Source organism: Pseudovibrio sp. Ad13, assembly GCF_001623225.1.
Taxonomy (GTDB): Bacteria; Pseudomonadota; Alphaproteobacteria; order Rhizobiales; family Stappiaceae; genus Pseudovibrio.
On sequence record NZ_LMCC01000005.1, the window covers coordinates 394,591 to 411,095 of the forward strand.

General features: G+C 51.7%; 18 protein-coding genes. 9 read left to right on the top strand and 9 right to left on the bottom strand.

Going from position 1 to position 16,505, the window contains the following annotated elements:
* Window positions 1-18: 18 nt before the first annotated feature.
* The 3 genes from PsAD13_RS08590 to PsAD13_RS08600 all read right to left on the bottom strand — a co-directional run bounded on the left by PsAD13_RS08590 (window position 19) and on the right by PsAD13_RS08600 (window position 2,177).
* A complete protein-coding gene (locus PsAD13_RS08590; protein WP_063317878.1) occupies window positions 19-543 on the bottom strand; it encodes a hypothetical protein in 525 nt (174 codons plus the stop codon).
* Complete coding sequence (locus PsAD13_RS08595; RefSeq protein WP_063317879.1) at window positions 543-1,184, bottom strand: HD family hydrolase; 642 nt, start codon at window positions 1,182-1,184, stop codon at window positions 543-545. The genes PsAD13_RS08590 and PsAD13_RS08595 overlap by 1 nt, the downstream gene beginning before the upstream one ends.
* Window positions 1,185-1,334: 150 nt before the next feature.
* On the bottom strand, window positions 1,335-2,177 hold the full coding sequence (locus tag PsAD13_RS08600) for a folate-binding protein YgfZ (protein WP_063317880.1): 843 nt from the start codon (window positions 2,175-2,177) through the stop codon (window positions 1,335-1,337).
* A gap of 322 nt (window positions 2,178-2,499) precedes the next feature.
* Between PsAD13_RS08600 and PsAD13_RS08605 the strand changes: the two genes are divergently transcribed.
* Both PsAD13_RS08605 and PsAD13_RS08610 read left to right on the top strand, forming a co-directional pair.
* Window positions 2,500-3,762, top strand: a complete 1,263-nt coding sequence (locus PsAD13_RS08605) for a DUF3419 family protein (RefSeq protein WP_063317881.1) — start codon at window positions 2,500-2,502, stop codon at window positions 3,760-3,762.
* A gap of 28 nt (window positions 3,763-3,790) precedes the next feature.
* A complete protein-coding gene (locus PsAD13_RS08610; RefSeq protein ID WP_057464874.1) occupies window positions 3,791-4,531 on the top strand; it encodes a class I SAM-dependent methyltransferase in 741 nt (246 codons plus the stop codon).
* 64 nt (window positions 4,532-4,595) lie between these two features.
* Here the strand turns inward: PsAD13_RS08610 and PsAD13_RS08615 are convergent, their stop codons facing one another.
* Entirely contained in the window at window positions 4,596-5,261 is a 666-nt protein-coding gene (locus tag PsAD13_RS08615) for a hypothetical protein (protein ID WP_208981731.1), read from the bottom strand.
* Window positions 5,262-5,431: 170 nt separating this feature from the next.
* Here PsAD13_RS08615 and PsAD13_RS08620 point away from each other — a divergent pair, with 170 nt between their 5' ends.
* A complete protein-coding gene (locus PsAD13_RS08620) occupies window positions 5,432-6,064 on the top strand; it encodes a LysE family transporter (RefSeq protein ID WP_208980490.1) in 633 nt (210 codons plus the stop codon).
* 116 nt (window positions 6,065-6,180) lie between these two features.
* On the opposite strand, the gene PsAD13_RS08625 is transcribed toward PsAD13_RS08620, so the two are convergent.
* The 4 genes from PsAD13_RS08625 to PsAD13_RS08640 form a co-directional block, all read right to left on the bottom strand.
* The gene (locus PsAD13_RS08625) at window positions 6,181-6,456 is read right to left on the bottom strand and encodes a hypothetical protein (RefSeq protein WP_014284380.1); all 276 of its coding nucleotides are present in this window, start codon (window positions 6,454-6,456) and stop codon (window positions 6,181-6,183) included.
* Window positions 6,457-6,719: 263 nt separating this feature from the next.
* Entirely contained in the window at window positions 6,720-7,199 is a 480-nt protein-coding gene (locus tag PsAD13_RS08630; protein ID WP_057464876.1) for a TIGR02301 family protein, read from the bottom strand.
* Window positions 7,200-7,431: 232 nt separating this feature from the next.
* Window positions 7,432-7,845, bottom strand: a complete 414-nt coding sequence (locus PsAD13_RS08635) for an NUDIX domain-containing protein (RefSeq protein WP_063317882.1) — start codon at window positions 7,843-7,845, stop codon at window positions 7,432-7,434.
* Window positions 7,842-8,351, bottom strand: a complete 510-nt coding sequence (locus tag PsAD13_RS08640; RefSeq protein WP_057464878.1) for a hypothetical protein — start codon at window positions 8,349-8,351, stop codon at window positions 7,842-7,844. Before PsAD13_RS08640 ends, PsAD13_RS08635 begins: the two co-directional genes overlap by 4 nt.
* Before the next feature lie 86 nt (window positions 8,352-8,437).
* On the opposite strand from PsAD13_RS08640, the gene PsAD13_RS08645 reads away from it, so the two are divergent.
* Together PsAD13_RS08645 and fabG are read left to right on the top strand one after the other, a co-directional pair.
* Window positions 8,438-9,205: an SOS response-associated peptidase gene (locus PsAD13_RS08645; protein ID WP_063293784.1), complete on the top strand. Its 768-nt coding sequence runs from the start codon at window positions 8,438-8,440 to the stop codon at window positions 9,203-9,205.
* 51 nt (window positions 9,206-9,256) lie between these two features.
* The gene (fabG, locus tag PsAD13_RS08650; RefSeq protein ID WP_063317883.1) at window positions 9,257-10,030 is read left to right on the top strand and encodes a 3-oxoacyl-ACP reductase FabG; all 774 of its coding nucleotides are present in this window, start codon (window positions 9,257-9,259) and stop codon (window positions 10,028-10,030) included.
* 3 nt (window positions 10,031-10,033) lie between these two features.
* Here the strand turns inward: fabG and PsAD13_RS08655 are convergent, their stop codons facing one another.
* Window positions 10,034-11,446, bottom strand: coding sequence for an FAD-binding oxidoreductase (locus PsAD13_RS08655; protein ID WP_063317884.1), 1,413 nt, complete (start codon window positions 11,444-11,446; stop codon window positions 10,034-10,036).
* A 174-nt stretch (window positions 11,447-11,620) separates the two neighbouring features.
* Here PsAD13_RS08655 and fabI point away from each other — a divergent pair, with 174 nt between their 5' ends.
* The 4 genes from fabI to aroC all read left to right on the top strand — a co-directional run bounded on the left by fabI (window position 11,621) and on the right by aroC (window position 16,376).
* A complete protein-coding gene (gene fabI / locus PsAD13_RS08660) occupies window positions 11,621-12,433 on the top strand; it encodes an enoyl-ACP reductase FabI (protein WP_063293787.1) in 813 nt (270 codons plus the stop codon).
* A gap of 197 nt (window positions 12,434-12,630) precedes the next feature.
* Window positions 12,631-13,257, top strand: coding sequence for a histidine phosphatase family protein (locus PsAD13_RS08665; protein ID WP_057464883.1), 627 nt, complete (start codon window positions 12,631-12,633; stop codon window positions 13,255-13,257).
* Between the two features lie 352 nt (window positions 13,258-13,609).
* The gene (locus PsAD13_RS08670; RefSeq protein ID WP_063317885.1) at window positions 13,610-14,929 is read left to right on the top strand and encodes a hypothetical protein; all 1,320 of its coding nucleotides are present in this window, start codon (window positions 13,610-13,612) and stop codon (window positions 14,927-14,929) included.
* A 355-nt stretch (window positions 14,930-15,284) separates the two neighbouring features.
* Entirely contained in the window at window positions 15,285-16,376 is a 1,092-nt protein-coding gene (gene aroC / locus PsAD13_RS08675; RefSeq protein ID WP_057464885.1) for a chorismate synthase, read from the top strand.
* The last annotated feature ends 129 nt before the right edge of the window (window positions 16,377-16,505 follow it).

The following is a 16,505-nucleotide window of genomic DNA, read 5'->3' on the forward strand; positions in this document are numbered from 1 at the left end:
ATGTTTGCTCCGTATCCGTCATGCCAGTTCAACAAGTGCGGCAGGATCAAGCGAGAACAGGTTGCCCTCAAAAGTCTCTGCACCACGACCAAGCTCGATGATTGATTGTATCATGCGCCCATTTCGCTGCAAAAGAGTGTCTGCCAAAGAGATAAGCAGCGGATTGGGTGTGGCTACAGGAGAAACCTTGCGCAAATGTTGGGCCAGCGCACGTTCATCTGTATCCGGCATAATCGCACAGGCAATGATGTAGGCAGCAGCTGTCGACCGGCTGACACCGGCCCAGCAATGCACCAGTAAAGAGCCGTTGCGTGCAGCATCACGGGAAAAATCCAGCAGTTGCTCTATATGCATCGCATTGGGAGCAAGCAGACCTTCACGTGCTTCAGGAATGTCGTTGAACTCCAGCACCAGATGGTGAGCAGGCTTTGTCTCAGAAGGCAAGATCACCTCTGTTCCCGGAGAAACGAGAGAAAGCACATGGCTAGGCCTTGCTGAGGTCAACGTGTCTTCCAGCTTGGAAAGTGGACAGACATGCAGCATCAGCGGCCTCCAACTCTTTTGCGAGCGTCATCAAGCTCAGCAAACCGGGCCAGAAAGACCTCTTGCGCATCTTTGGTTGGCAGCGGCTCAATGCTTGCTGCCAAGGCATCCAGTTGCTCCGCAGTAACCTTTGCAGGCTTTCCGAAAATCTTGTCTGCTTCGTCCTTGCTAAAGCCCGCCAGATGGATTGCTTCCAGATAGGCACTGATAATGTCAGCCTTCTTGGCAAGCTTGGCAATGCTGACTGGCAAGTCGGGGGGCAGGTTGAACGCCCTGTGAATGGCATGGTGCAGCCGCGCTTCAACGGCCTTGTAGGTGCCACCCATCACGTTCTTGAAAGGGGAGATCATATCTCCGATCACATACTCAGGCGCGTCATGCAGCAAGACTGCCATACGCCATTGAATATCAAGATCAGGCTTGAGCATCAGCGCAATCTCTTCCACCACCACACAGTGCTGGGCAACAGAGAAAGCATGATCGCCAATTGTCTGCCCATTCCACCGTGCAACACGCGCAAGGCCGTGCGCTATATCAGAGAGCTCCACATCCAACGGAGACGGATCAAGAAGATTAAGTCGTCTGCCAGAAAGCATCCGCTGCCAGGCACGGGGGGAAGATGAGGAAAGCTCTGCACACATTAGTCAATCAAGCCAGTCGTCAAAGTTAGGGTGATGTCTACAGTGTATCTCCGAAAAGTGGAAACTGGTTTTCGGATAAAGATACGCAAAACAAAGACTAAAGCAGTTCATGTGTTCCATCTTAAATGCGAACTGCTTTAGCTGTATCTCTTAATCAGATGAAGGCCAGTTGAAACTTGCCCATTCTTGAATGGAAGGGGTGAGGGGAACACCATCACATGTCAGCGACACACCTGCATCCATCGCAGTTTTCACACGGTCCAGTCTCAGCAGGGCGAGCCCATCGGTATCCTGCGAAGACCCCAATGTTCCAACGCTCTTCTCTCCAGCCAGAACATCACTGCCAGCGGCAGGCAGCACACTTTCAGCGCAAACTTTGATGATGCGCTTGCGAGCGGTTCCGCGGTGCTTCATGCGGGAAACAACTTCCTGCCCGATAAAACAGCCTTTGGAGAAAGCCACTCCATTGAGGCTGTCCATGTCCGTATCATGCGGAAACACGTCTGCCAGCTGAAAGTCCAACCCACTCTGCGGAATGCCAAGTTTGATGCGATGCGCATGATAGTCAGCTTCTGACGCTGTCTCTGCAACTTCGCCAGAGGAAACATAACGAACACCCATGTCAGCATGGCGAGGATCGCGCGGTTTATCCGCTGGCAAATCATCTCCCCGTTCTGCGATCACATGCATGGTCTCATCTGCAGGTTCCACAGTCACCTTGGCGCGAAGCTTGTAAAAACCAAGACGCTTGGCAAACGCATCAAGTTCATCAGCGCTCACATCAATCAGGAAGCCACCCGTGCTCTCATCTGCAAACACAATGAAGTCCCAGAGGATCTTTCCTTGAGGCGTAAGAAGAGCACCAAATGCGCTGGATGTCGCACTAATCTCGCTGATGTCACAGCTGACGAGATTTTGCAGAAACTCCTTGGCATCTTCGCCAAAAACCTTCACGAGTCGACGCGAAGTGAGAATGGTACGTTGTGATGCCATGGGTCCGTCCTTCCAATGAATAAAACAACAAGAGTGTTTCATAACCCATCAGCTATGCGCACACCACGGAAAAAGAATAGTTTCTGTGGGTGACGAGGGAACTCCTCGCCTGCGGCCTGACACCTGCATGTGGTAGGAAAATCGCAAAATATGAGGCAGGTAAATAGAAATGTAAGTGCACTGAGTTGTTTATCAGAACATTCCAGTATTGCCGCGTTTTCAAGATCTTTCTGCAATTACAATCAATGTTTCGACGTCGCAAAACTGTCGTGTGCGTGAACTAACTCTTTCTCTCGATTGATTTCAGTTCTTGATTCTGGAGATGCACGTGACATCAACTATCAGGCAGTCAAAGAAACGTTTGGATCGTGCAGTACATCGTTCAAAACTGATCTCCATGGAAGGCGTGCTGGAGCGCCTGTTCACCTTCGCATTTAAAGGGCTGGTTTATCCGCAGATCTGGGAGGATCCAGAGGTGGATATGCAGGCACTGCAACTCAAGCCAGATTCCAAAATGGTGACAATTGCCTCTGGTGGCTGCAATGTCATGTCTTATCTCACCGCAAACCCGCAAGAGATTACGGCGGTCGATCTCAACCGCGCGCATGTGGCTTTGAATCGCCTGAAATTGACCGCGCTGGAAGAGTTCCCCGATTATGAGACGTTCTATCGGTTCTTCGGTGAGGCTGATGAACAAGCCAATATTGCCGCCTATGAGAAGTATCTGAAGCCTGCCATTGACACGGAAACCATGGCCTACTGGGAAGGGCGCGACATGACGGCGTGGGGCCGCAAGCGCATCACCCTGTTCTCACGAGACCTCTACCACCACGGAATGCTCGGCTACTTCATCGGTCTTGGTCACTTCCTTGCAAAAATCTACGGCGTTGACCTGCGCAAAATGGCAGATGCACGCGACCTGAACGAACAGCGATCATATTTCGACAAGGTTCTGGCACCGCTGTTCGATAAACGCCTGATCCGCTGGGCAACCTCCAAAAAGATGTCGCTCTACGGCCTCGGCATCCCCCCGGCACAATATGAAAGCCTCGCCGCAGAAGGCGGTGGCAACATGGCAGGCGTTCTCAAACAGCGCCTGGAAAAGCTGGCCTGCGACTTTCCAATGGAAGACAACTACTTCGCCTGGCAAGCTTTCACTCGCGGATACGCGCCCTCTCAAACACACAGTGGAACCGGTCTTTCCGGCCCTTTGCCGCCCTATCTGAAGCCGCAACACTTCCCGGAAATTCGGAAAAGAGCCTCTCATGTGCGCGTTGTTAATCGGTCTTTCACAGAGCATCTGGATAATCAGGATGCAAACAGCCTTGATGCCTACGTCCTGCTGGATGCGCAGGACTGGATGACAGACAGGCAGCTGAACGATCTATGGGCAGGAATATCCCGAACGGCACGACAAGGAGCGCGCGTCATCTTCAGAACGGCTGGCGAGCCAAGCATTCTGCCGGGGCGGATCAATAACGAAATACTGGGGCAGTGGACCTATGAGGCGGCTGAAAGTGTACGCCTCAACAAGCTGGACCGCTCCTCCATCTACGGTGGTTTCCACCTCTACATCTATAACTGAACAAGAATAAGTATGTGAGGGAAGTGAAATGGCGAATGTAAAGTCCTCAGCCTCACTGATGGATAAAATCTATAAGAACCAACGGCATTTTTATGATCTGACCAGAAAGCATTACCTTCTTGGCCGGGATCATTTGATCAAACATTTGGCAGCACCGCGCGGCAGCACAGTGCTGGAGCTCGGCTGCGGCACTGGTCGCAATCTGATTGAGGCAGCAAGGGCTTACCCAACCTGCCAGTTCTTTGGCGTCGATATCTCAGCAGAAATGCTGAAGACAGCAGAAGCCAACATTCACAAAGCGGACCTGTCTCACCGGATTCATCTGGCTCAGGGCGATGCAACGAGCTTTGATCCGTTCGAGAAATTCGGCATCGACACCTTCGACCGTGTCTTCCTGTCCTACTGCGTCTCAATGATCCCACCATGGGAAGACGCTCTGCGCAACGGCACAAAGCTTCTGGCAAAAGGCGGTCAGTTGTCTGTTGTTGATTTTGGTCAGCAGGAAAAACTGCCCGGCCTGTTCAAGCTGATGCTCAAAAAGTGGCTCGGCAGGTTCCATGTTTTACCGCGTGAGAACTTTCACGAAGTCATGAAAGGGCTGGCCGACGACAACAGAGCCAAACTGCGGTTCCTGCCTCTGTACCGTGGTTATGCCTACTACGCGGAACTCGACAGCAGCTTTTACACCCGCTTCATGGAAAAGCCTGAGCAGATGGACCTGCTGAAAGCGGAAAACGAAAGCCACCGCGAAATCCGCAAGGCGGGGTAACTGAGCAAAGAAAAGCCCACCAGAGCATCTGATGGGCTTTCATCAATCGGTCATTGAAGACAACTTAGTCTCCGGCAATAAAGCTCCGCACATCCCCATCCTTGGAAATGCCAAGGCGATAGAAGGTCCATGCGCCATAATCCAGCATCTCAAAGTAATCGGCTGCAGTGACGATCTGGTACATCTCAACCTTCTGCGAAGGCGTCAGATCATGCAAAGGGTAGCGGGCAAAGTAAGGCCAGATGTAGGTCTCTTCTTCCGTTCCCTCATTGAGCCGCAAATATCCGGCTGTCACAATATCCAGTAGGATCGCAAGGATCTCGTGCCCTTCACCATCACCAGAGCTGTCTTTCAAAAAGCTGACCGGATCGCGCACAGGTGTGAACGAAAGTTCCGGCGGTTGCTCCTGCTTGGCAAACAAAGGCGCCAACGCAGCAACATTGCCGCTGCGAGCAATCTTGATCAGCGTCGCCCGGGTTGCTCTGACAGCCTCCGGCAATTCTGTATCGTCATAAAAGACGTCCAGCTTTGGCAGCGGAGGTTCCTCTGCAAACTCACTGTCCAGCGCATCTTCACTGCTGGTATCTCTGTTGAAACCTTCATCAAGCAGAGGAAATTGTTCAGCCTTGGGGCGTTGGATGCGAATCGTTTCGGTCTTGATTGCCTGTGTTGCAGCCATAGCCGGAGCTGTAGTGCAAAGTAACCCTATGATGAGTAGGCGAAAATACATGAAGTGCTCCGAAACGGATAAGAGGCGCGTGCTTTGCCCTTAGTTTAAGGGCTTGTTGGGAATCAAGGAAGAAACGGACCCTAACCTATGCACAAGCTAGAGAGCCTTTAGAAAATTTATAGGAAGATCTGACAGGTCTTCTGCGCAGTTGGGAAGTATGGATTAAAGCGTTGAATATTGAACTCTTCATTACAGGCATGATTATCGGGCTCGTAACGTCTGCTCCGATTGGCCCTGTAAACGTGTTGGCGATTAGGAGGGCAGTGCACTACGGCTTCCTTCCGGGCCTCATCGCAGGCTTCGGGGCAGTTCTGGCCGATGGCGTATTTGCAACCGCTGCTGCCTTTGGTGTGACGGCAATATCGGAGTTCGTTGAACGCCATGAGTTCTATATCCAGACGATAGGCGGGTTTCTTCTGATCATCTTCGGCATCGTCGTGTTCCGGTCTCACCCTCATTTAAAGGGTGGCAGCGATGGTGGTCCAACAATTTGGCGTGGGATGATTGTCTCGTTTGCCATGACCGTGACCAATCCAGGAGCAATTCTTGGCTTTATCGCTATTTTCGGCTCACTGGGAGAGCATGCGCCCGAGAAGGGGGACTATGTCGGCGCTCTGGCACTCGTGCTGGGCGTATTGAGTGGCGCACTTTTATGGTGGGCTTGCCTGTCAGCGCTTGTGTCCAAGCTGCGAAATCGCATGAATGACAACTGGCTTTCCACCATCAACCATGGGGCAGGCATTATCCTACTGCTCTTTGCAGCGCTCATCCTTGCCAAGGTTGCAAGTGATTTGATTTTCTAGAGCGAGTTCCGTTTGGTTGGATTCAAACAAACGACAAGAAATCGCTTTAACACTCCGGGCCGGAATCAAAAAAGCCCCGATCAATCGGGGCTCTTTGAAAAACAGCAGTGCTGAAATTAGTGTAGACGACGTTCCAAAGAGTAGTCACCGCGCTCAACGCGCTGTGGCAATTCCTGTGCAAATTTGGAAACAGCTTCTTCTCCATAAAGAGAAACCAGATCCATCATTGCTGAGAACAGCGCTGCATGCGCAAGAGCTGTACTGTCGATGCCGTGGGAAAGACCATCCTCCCAAGCTTCCTGAATGAAGCTTAGAGCCAGTCGGCGGATGTCTGCATCAGATGCATCGATCTCTTCTGTGAATTCGCCGGCGATAGCGTCGTCCTTGATCATGCTGGCTCTCATGTCCCTCTATGTGCTGCTTCTTGTTATTTGCCGTTACATGTAACGGGCAAACGAAAACAAATGAAGCGTCGCATGCCTTATCTGTTAAACGGAAGTTAACACGCAAAACGGCAGGAACAACCGACTCACTGATGTTTTGGTAAACTCGTCCAGAGCTTCTGTAAGTTATGGTTAATATTTGTGGCGAAGCCGAGTTATCCAAAAAACACGCAATAATTGTCTGTGGAAAACGGTTGCAACCGGCTTTTCTATCAATCGCGGCTGTACTTGCCCGTTACTTCTTGGGTGATAATTACACCTTCATCGGCGAATCTGCGAGAGGCTTCAACAGCCGCCGGAGTGCAGGTTTGATAGACCGATGCGAACCCCCGATAGCTCTGATTAAACCGCTCAACAAGACGCCGGCGTCTCAGCTCGTTCTGCACTTCTGCACCCAGCAAGGAGTACATGCGCTGACGCCATTCATCTGCTTCATCATGACCGCAAAGCGGGCGTAAATAATGGAGCGCGCCAAGTATTTCTGAGAGGCGAATAAGCTGTTGCTCGTAGGGAGGTTCTTTCAACTCTGGCTGTACAGGTTGACCCGGAGATTGCGGGGAACTCTGAGCAAATGCAGCAGGGGCCGCCGCAACACTCAAAAGCATCAGACCAAGGCAAATCCCCCGGCCTGTCGGCCAGGCAGGTTTCGCAAAATTACGTGTCCAAGCTTTAAGTCTTGCAATGTCAGTCAAGCTACATCCCACAGCATGCTGGTTGCTTCAGATTCTGTAAGGATGGCCGTCTCCCGGCACTCTGTCCACTATGGAACCTTGGGGATTTCCGGTTTTCCCTTGTTGCACAGCAGGCTGCAGGACTGGTGCTTGCGTGTATTCTAAAAAAGTAGTTCCGGTTTTCGGATAAGAACACGCGTAAAAATTAAGAAGTCAGAGCTTGAGGCGTCAATGTAAATGCACAGGTTCTGCTCTAACTACATCTTAGAAGATTTAGAATGTGCTGTTGCATGCCGGGCGCGAGAGGCAGGTTCATAGCCTCTTCCCAAGTGTACCAGCCCAGTTCAGCAGCATCAGAGCGTGCTTCTTCCTCACCCTTGACCTGCGTACAGCGAAAGACATGGATGCGATATTGCTCCTTGCAGTCTTCCGCAGAAGGGTAGGACACCGTCCATTCCTTCAGGTCTGAGGCGCACAAAGATGTTTCTTCTTTAAACTCTCTTTGTGCGGCATCCTTAAGGTTTTCACTGGGAAGAACCTTGCCGCCAGGAAAACTCCAGAGGCCTTTGGAGGGCGACTGGGCTCGTTTTACGAGCAGAACTTTTTCGTTCTGCACACAGGCAACGCTGGTTGCCTCAATGTATTCCGGAATATTTTTTTTGCTCATGAGAACAGGGCGTCAACGTCCGCTTGCGTGCTTTCCTCAGTGCTGATTGTCTCATCCGGCAGATGTCCATGGATGATTGACCCGGCTTGCGAAAGCAGGGGCCTGATGACGGTAACGGCTTTATCCTGAACGATTTGCAGCAGTTCACCTGTTACTTCAGCGGAGCCTAGCATTTTTTGTAAGGAGATAACTTCCTGATCAACTTCGCCAATACACTTCTCCAGAGCATTCCGCAGCGGCAAATCAACAGCTCCGTATGCACGGATAGCCAATTCTTTTGCTGAGAATTTAGAGGCACTGAAATGTGTGATATAGTCAGCTGGTTCCCAGGCCAGAACATCTTCTGCGCAATCGGGAATATCAGGAAGCATTTCAAGAAGCATAACAACCTCATTGAAATGATTAAGATAGTCAGTTGCAAGGCCCGTGGATGGATTGATGTTTGCATGCGTCAAAAGCTCAGGAGAAAGTTCTCCTACGCCGATTTTATCGCAGTACATATCCATTGCAGCCTCCCAGCTTCCTATCTGTCGCGCGGAACCTATCTCTCGATTGGTTGCAATTTTACTAAAATGCGAACAGAGTAATCTGCATGTGTGGTAGATATAGCCTGTCAGCGTCTCCGGAAGAAGTCAAAGCGTTGTTTGATTATATCGAACAGCCAAATTTTCCACCGAGATACAACATAGCACCGACTCAGCCAATTGCACTCGTAAAACACGAAAATGGTGGGCGCCACTTTGGGTTAGCTCGATGGGGCCTGGTCCCGTCATGGGTCAAAGACCCAGCAAGTTTCACGCTTTTGCTCAATGCCAGAGCCGAAACTTTGGAGGAGAAACCCTCGTTTCGTGCAGCGGTGCGCCACCGTAGATGCTTGATACCTGCAAACGGTTTTTACGAGTGGCAACGCAAAGGTGCGGCAAAGCAGCCCTATTGGATTGCTCCAGCGGATGGACGCCTTCTGGCCTTCGCTGGCCTGTGGGAAACTTATTCCCATCCTGATGGCGGAGACATTGATACCGCTGCTGTAATCACCGTCGAGTCGAATATGACGGTGAAACCGGTTCACCACCGGATGCCCGCAATCATCGCGCCGGAGCATTTTGACGACTGGTTGAGCAACGGCACAATCATGGCTCGAGACGCTATAAAGCTCTTACAACCTGCAGATGAGGGACTGTTAATCACCACGCCTGTTTCAACGCGGGTGAACAGCGTCGCCAATGATGACCCGTCCTTGTGGGAACGGGAGGTCATTCCAGTTCCTCCTGAGCCAGTCAAAACACCTGCCAAGCCAAAACCTCAAAAGAAGGTTGCAGGCGGCTCTTCAAGAAACAACGGGCAGTTAGACTTGTTTTAGCCTCTGCACAACATACTCAGGCCAACACCATGAGACTATGAGGGATCAACGATGTTGGCGTCGCTTAAAGGTAAATCTGTCATTGTGACGGGTGGTTCCCAGGGGATCGGCTTGGGCATCTCACTGGCTTTTGCCCGTGCTGGAGCCTTTGTCACCATTGCAGCGCGCGGAGAAGAAGCTGGCGCCAACGCTGTAGAGGAAATCGCACTGGCTGGCGGGGCAGGGCAATTCCTTCAATGTGATGTCACCCAATGGCAAGCGGTAAAGGCCATGGTCGATGAGACAGCAGAAGAAAACGGGCTGGATATTATATGCGCCAACGCAGGCATTTTCCCCAAGCAGACGATTGAGGAGACGGAGCCCGAGCAATGGGATCATGTGCTTGATACAAACTTGCGCTCCTCCTTCTACTGCGTAAAGGCAGCCCTCCCGCATATGAAACAAGCAGGGCACGGGCGGATTATCTTTACCTCGTCAATTACAGGTCCGATTACAGGGGATGCCGGCTGGTCTCATTATGCAGCCTCCAAAGCGGGGCAACTGGGCCTCATGCGAACAGCTGCCTTGGAGTTGGCCCCGCACAAGATCACAGTGAACTCGGTTCTGCCCGGTAATATCAGGACAGAAGCGCTGGATGATCTCGGTGATGAGTATCTGAAGAAGATGGGGCAAACGATTCCGCTTGGCCGATTGGGTGCGCCACAAGACGTGGCAAGTGCTGTGCTCTTCCTCGCCAGCGAAGAGGCAGGCTACATCACCGGACAGCAGATTGTCGTTGATGGAGGACAGGTGCTCCCGGAGGGACTGGAAGCACCTGAGCAGTAATGTCTAGAGAACGCGGCCCGGATTGAACATGTTCGTCGGGTCGAGAGCCTTTTTAACAGAGCGCATCATGTTCATCTCTGTGGCGCTCTTTACCTCTGCCAGCAAATCACGCTTCAAAATGCCGATGCCATGCTCTGCAGAGATTGAGCCGTTGTAACTGGCAACAATCCCATGCACGACACGGTTCACATCATCCCATTTCGCAAGATACTCGGCTTTATCGGCATCCTTAGGCTGGGTGATGTTAAAATGGATATTGCCGTCGCCCATATGGCCAAACGGAACCGGACGACATCCCGGCACAGCCTCTTTAACAGCGGCGATCGCTTCTTCCAGAAACTCGGGAACCTTTGCAACAGGCACAGAGACATCGTGCTTGATGGATCCGCCCTCATATTTCTGTGCCTCAGAAAGCCCATGCCGCAACCGCCAGAAGTCAGCAGCCTGCGCTTTGCTCTGCGCCAGCAATCCGTCACGCAGCAGATCAGCCTCAAAAGCCTCGGTAAAGATGGTCTCTGTCAGGCTGACAATGTCGATGTCTTTTGTACCCGCCGAGATCTCGATGAGCACATACCATGGATGCTGCTCTTCGAACGGATAGCGTGACTGTTCCATATGCTCACAAACGAACTGCATGCCGCTCTGTGGCATCAACTCAAATCCGGTAAGCATGTTCCCGGCGTGACTTTTTGCCAATGAAAACAGTGAAAGTGCCTTAGCAGGCGAATCTAGCGCGACCAGAGCTACCTCTACTGACGCCGGAGCTGGGTATAATTTGAGGCTGGCACCTGTAATGATCCCCAAAGTGCCCTCTGAGCCGATAAATAATTGTTTCAAATCGTAACCGGTATTGTCTTTGCGCAGGGTCCGAAGCCCTTCCCAGACCTCACCATTTGCGAGCACAACTTCGAGCCCGAGAACAAGATCTCGCGTGTTCCCATAGGACAGGACGGCAGTGCCTCCGGCGTTGGTTGCAATGTTGCCACCAATCTCACAGGAACCTTGTGAGGCGAGCGTCAAAGGGAACAATCGATCATGCTTTTCAGCCGCATCATGAACAGCCTGCAACGTGACGCCTGCATCTGCTACCATCGTATAACCTTCAGGGTCGATGTGGCGAATTTTATTTAATCTAGAAAGGGATAGCACGATTTCGCTACCGTCTGGATTGGGGATTTGCCCCCCAACCAAACCCGTGTTGCCACCCTGTGGAACCACAGTGAGACCGTGCTGAGCCGCAAGCTTCACGCACTCTGCAACCTCTGATGTGGAACTGGGCCGCAGCACCATGGGAGTGGCGCCTCGAAATTTGTCCCTCCACTCAACAAGAAATGGGGCCTTGTCATGGTCGCTGACAAGCACATTTGCGTCCCCAATGATCTTTTGAAACGCGTTCACCAAATTTGGAATAGTCATGTTTCCGTCGCAGTGTTGGAAGTTGATCTGGCTCTAACTATCAGATAATGGGAGCGCAAGAACACGTCCATGTCTGATTGGACTTTTTTCGACGGCTTGAAGCCAAATGAACAGTGTGCCATAGCATTTTGGGGCTGTTCACTAGATTAAGTGATATTCACTCAGGAGAAAAACATGGCAGAAGCGCAAGGATTGATGGCCGGCAAACGTGGTCTCATCATGGGACTGGCCAACAATCGGTCCATCGCTTGGGGTATTGCAACAGCACTACACGATGCCGGAGCTGAAATCGCACTCACCTATCAGGGTGAAGCGCTGAAGAAGCGTGTTGAACCATTAGCAGAAAAGCTCGATGCACTTGTTGTAGGTGATTGTGACGTTACGAACGAAGCAAGCATTGATGCAGCATTTGAAGTTCTGGAGCAAAAATGGGGCAAGATCGACTTCGTCATTCATGCGATCGCTTTCTCTGACAAAGAAGAACTGACTGGCCGTTATCTGGATACCAGCGCAGACAACTTTGCAAAGACAATGCAGATTTCCTGCTACTCGCTGGCATCCGTTGCCCGCCGTGCAGAAAAGCTGATGACTGAAGGTGGTTCCATTGTAACTCTCACCTACTACGGTGCAGAGAAGGTCATGCCAAACTACAACGTCATGGGCGTTGCAAAGGCTGCATTGGAAGCAAGCGTCAAGTACCTCGCAGTTGATCTTGGTCCTAAGAAAATCCGCGTGAACGCGATTTCTGCAGGTCCGATCAAAACATTGGCAGCAGCTGGTATCGGCGATTTCCGTTACATCCTCAAATGGAACGAGTACAACGCACCACTGCGTGAAACCGTAACCATCAATGATGTTGGAAACTCCGCTCTCTACCTCACATCCAACCTGTCCCGTTCTGTCACCGGTGAAACTCACCACGTTGACAGCGGCTACCATGTGGTTGGCATGAAGGCAGTAGACGCGCCGGATATCTCCGTCGTCTAAATTGCTTCAGCAATCAGGTTTGAGAAAAGGCGCTTCTTGGGCGCCTTTTTTGCGCTTGAAAGGCTGGTAAAGGTACATATGACTTAAATCAAGAATGTGTGCATAACTGTTGTTTTCTAACGAGGAATGACACATGTACCTCGTAAGAAGCCGCTACAAAACGGTTGCCGACTAATCTTACGAAGAAGGCTCATGGAATGACTGGCTCGTTGATGCCCCTTGCGAAAACCACACCAACTCCGCTTCTGTATGTCCGTCACGGACAAACAGATTGGAACCTGGAAGGGCGTATGCAGGGCGGTCAGGATATTCCGCTCAACGACACCGGTCGCAAGCAGGCCCGGCGCAACGGTATGGTGATGAAGGACTTCCTCCCAGACCTTGGCAAGACCGCAGATGATTTCATCTTTGTCAGCTCACCGATGATCCGCGCGCGGGAAACCATGGAAATTCTGCGCAAGGAAATGGGGCTCGACCCATACGACTACAAAGTCGACGAACGCCTTCGTGAAATTACATTCGGCAATGTAGAGGGAATGACGGTTCCTGAAATGATGGTTGAACGTCCTGAAGTGGTTCGCATGCGGCGCGAAGATAAATGGGGCTATGTGCATCCCGAAGGGGAGAGCTACAAAATGGTCTCTGATCGCATCTTCGATTGGATGTCAGAGCAAAAGGATCCGATGATCATCGTTGCACACGGTGTGGTCATGCGGGTACTGCGCGGATTGCTCTGCGGATATGCACCAGCTGAAATCCCGGATCTGGAGACGCCACAAGACCAGTTCCTTCTCTGGCGGGACGGTTCTGAGGCGTGGATCTAAAGCTCGCTGTCTAAAAGAACTCGCAGACACGCAGGTTCATTCTGATTAATGGGTGCACCAAAATGCGTGCTCTCACGTCCAGCGCTGTACCAAGCCTTTAAGATTGGGGGCTTACAACGCATTTCCTGGTCGTTAAATTGATCAGGTTTTTGCGTCAGCGATAAACTGTGACACATAAAGTGAATACTACAGCAAAGGCAGTCCACGACATTTTGGAGTGCTTTGCTACAATCTGCATAAAGACCAGCTAAACAGGCTACCTAAATCAGTTGTAACTCGTTATTTTTAGGCAACAAGAGCAGAACGCTCACCTATGAAATCTCGACACTCTTAAACTTTTTGGAAGATCTTGATGAAGACGTCTCGACCACTCAAGGCAATCAGCAGCAATACCGTTTTTGGAGAGGGCGATGTCTTCGTACTCTTTGGCGAACTTTTTGGTCGCGGATATGCGACTGGCTTGATCGATCAGGCAAAGGCAGCCGGGATGACTGTGATCGGCATTACCGTCGGTCGTCCCGATGAAAACAACAAGCCACGCGCACTGACACCAGAAGAGCTCACTGAAGCAGAAGCCAATCTGGGCGGCAAAATCATCAACGTACCTCTGCGTGCGGGTTTTGAACTGGACGCACCGGAAGGCACAGCAACGCCGACTGATCTGGTCAACGAAATGACCATTAAAGACTGGCAGGACCACAAGCTCGACTGGGATCATGTTGAGATCTGCCGCGGTCTTGGCTCCAACCGTTTTAAAGGCGCTCTTTCTCAGGTCATGGACCAGCTGGATACCATGATCCCAGCGGGTAAGAACGTCTTCTTCGCCCACACAATGGCAGGCGGTATTCCGCGTGCAAAAGTGTTTATGGCAATCGCGAACCGCATCTACAAAGGCCGCGGTGCACGCTACATGCCATCTCAGTCTCTTATCGAGAGTGATCTGGGCAAGCTGATCCTTAAAAACTTCGAGGAAGTCACCGCAAACAGCTTTGGTTACCTGTTGGAAGCCAGTAAGACGCTCCGCGACCGCGTGGAAGCAGCTGGCGGCGAAGTGCGCTACACCGCATATGGCTATCACGGCACCCGCATTCTGATCGAAGATGAGTATCGCTGGCAGACTTACACAAACTACACGCAGGGCTACGCTAAAATGGCTCTGGAGAAGTTTGCTGAAGACGCGTGGAAAGACGGCGTGAAGGCAACAGTGTTCAACTGCCCTGAAATCCGCACCAACTCTTCAGACGTGTTTGCCGGCATCGAGCTGTCTCTCCTGCCACTGCTGCAAGCCTTCAAGAAAGAAGGCGGCGGCGCATGGGTGGATGCACTCTGGCAAAAGTGCGAGGGCATGCTCAAGCCGGAAGCGTCTCTGGAAGAGGTTCTGCAAAAGGTATCCGACTACCAGACCAGTGAGGCAATGCAGCCGTTCTACAACTTCGAAGCTTGGCCAATGCCAAACTCAGCGGAGCAGGTAGACAAGACTGTTGGCACCTCGCAGGAAATCGTAGACCTGCATAAAGAGCGCAACGTTCTGGTCAGCGATGAGCTCAGCCAGCATGTTGTTGCAGCAACTGGCATGCTTATGTTTGGCGAAGCCAGCCAGCCAGAAGGCCCGGCTCTGTGGCTCGATCATGATCTGGTTGCAAAAAGACTTATTCAGGAACACGGCGCCTAAGGTTTATCCAAGACCAACGTTCTCTATGATAAGTTTGAATGAATGAGAAAAGTCTGGGGACGTGACCACCACGTTGCTCGGGCTTTTTGTATGAATTTGAGCTTACACATTAAAATAGCGGTGCCTGAATGCGCTTTTCACGCCTTGAGATCCCCCATTTACAGTCCTGAATCTGGGAACAAGCCTAAATCCAGTTTGTTCATTCGGGAAAATTACGCAAGTGCTGCAAGGCTCTCAATTGACCTCTCGCGTGAACCCACCTAAAACCACTAGAATTCTCAGAGCGCGTTCCGTTTGATTGAAGAGAGTCAGCCGGACAGGGCGTGCTCATGCTCTAAAAGTGAACTGCTAGAACATGTCCCACAACACCTTTGGTCATCTGTTTCGCGTAACAACATGGGGCGAAAGCCACGGACCAGCGCTTGGCTGCGTTGTCGATGGTTGTCCGCCTCTGCTTCCAATCACAGCAGAAGAGATTCAGGTGTATCTGGACCAGCGCAAGCCGGGGCAAAACAAGTTTACGACCCAGCGCCGCGAACCGGATCAGGTCAAAATTCTCTCTGGCGTGATGGTGGATGAAGACGGCGTACAACGTACGACCGGCACGCCCATCTCTCTGATGATCGAGAACACTGACCAGCGCTCAAAGGATTACTCCGAAATCAAAGAACGCTACCGTCCGGGCCACGCAGATTACGCCTACGATGCCAAGTATGGCATTCGTGATTATCGCGGTGGTGGTCGCTCATCAGCGCGCGAGACAGCATCCCGTGTAGCCGCTGGTGGTTTGGCGCGCAAAGTCATTCCAAACATCCTGATCCGCGGTGCTCTGGTCCAGATGGGCCCGCATAAGATCAATCGCGACAACTGGGATTGGAACGAGGTGGGCAACAACCCGTTCTTCTGCCCGGATGCAGAAGCAGCCAAGTTCTTCGAAGAATACCTCGATGGCATCCGCAAGGAAGGCTCTTCAATTGGTGCCGTGATTGAAGTGGTCGCAGAACATGTACCAGTGGGTCTCGGTGCCCCGCTTTACGGCAAGCTTGATCAGGACCTCGCATCAGCGATGATGTCCATCAACGCCGTGAAAGGTGTTGAAATCGGTAATGGTTTTGAAGCTGCATGTTTGACTGGTGAAGAAAACGCCGACGAAATGCGTATGGGCGAAGATGGCAAGCCCGACTTCCTGTCCAATCAGGCAGGCGGCGTGCTGGGCGGCATTTCTTCCGGTGCGCCGGTAGTCGTGCGCTTTGCTGTAAAGCCAACCTCTTCCATCCTGACACCACGCAAATCCATCACCCGCAGCGGGGAAGAGGTGGATGTAATGACCAAAGGTCGTCACGACCCATGCGTTGGCATCCGCGCAGTCCCTGTTGGAGAAGCCATGATGGCCTGTGTTCTGGCAGACCATGTCCTGCGTGACAGAGGTCAGTGCGGGGAACGCTAGAGCGTGTTCCGTTTGATTGGATGCAATCAAACGACAAGAATTCGCTCCAATAAAGGTGTTAGAGCACGGTGCGTGAATGTAAATGAACGCGACGTGCTCTATGAGGCCGCTCAACCTCTGATTTCATTC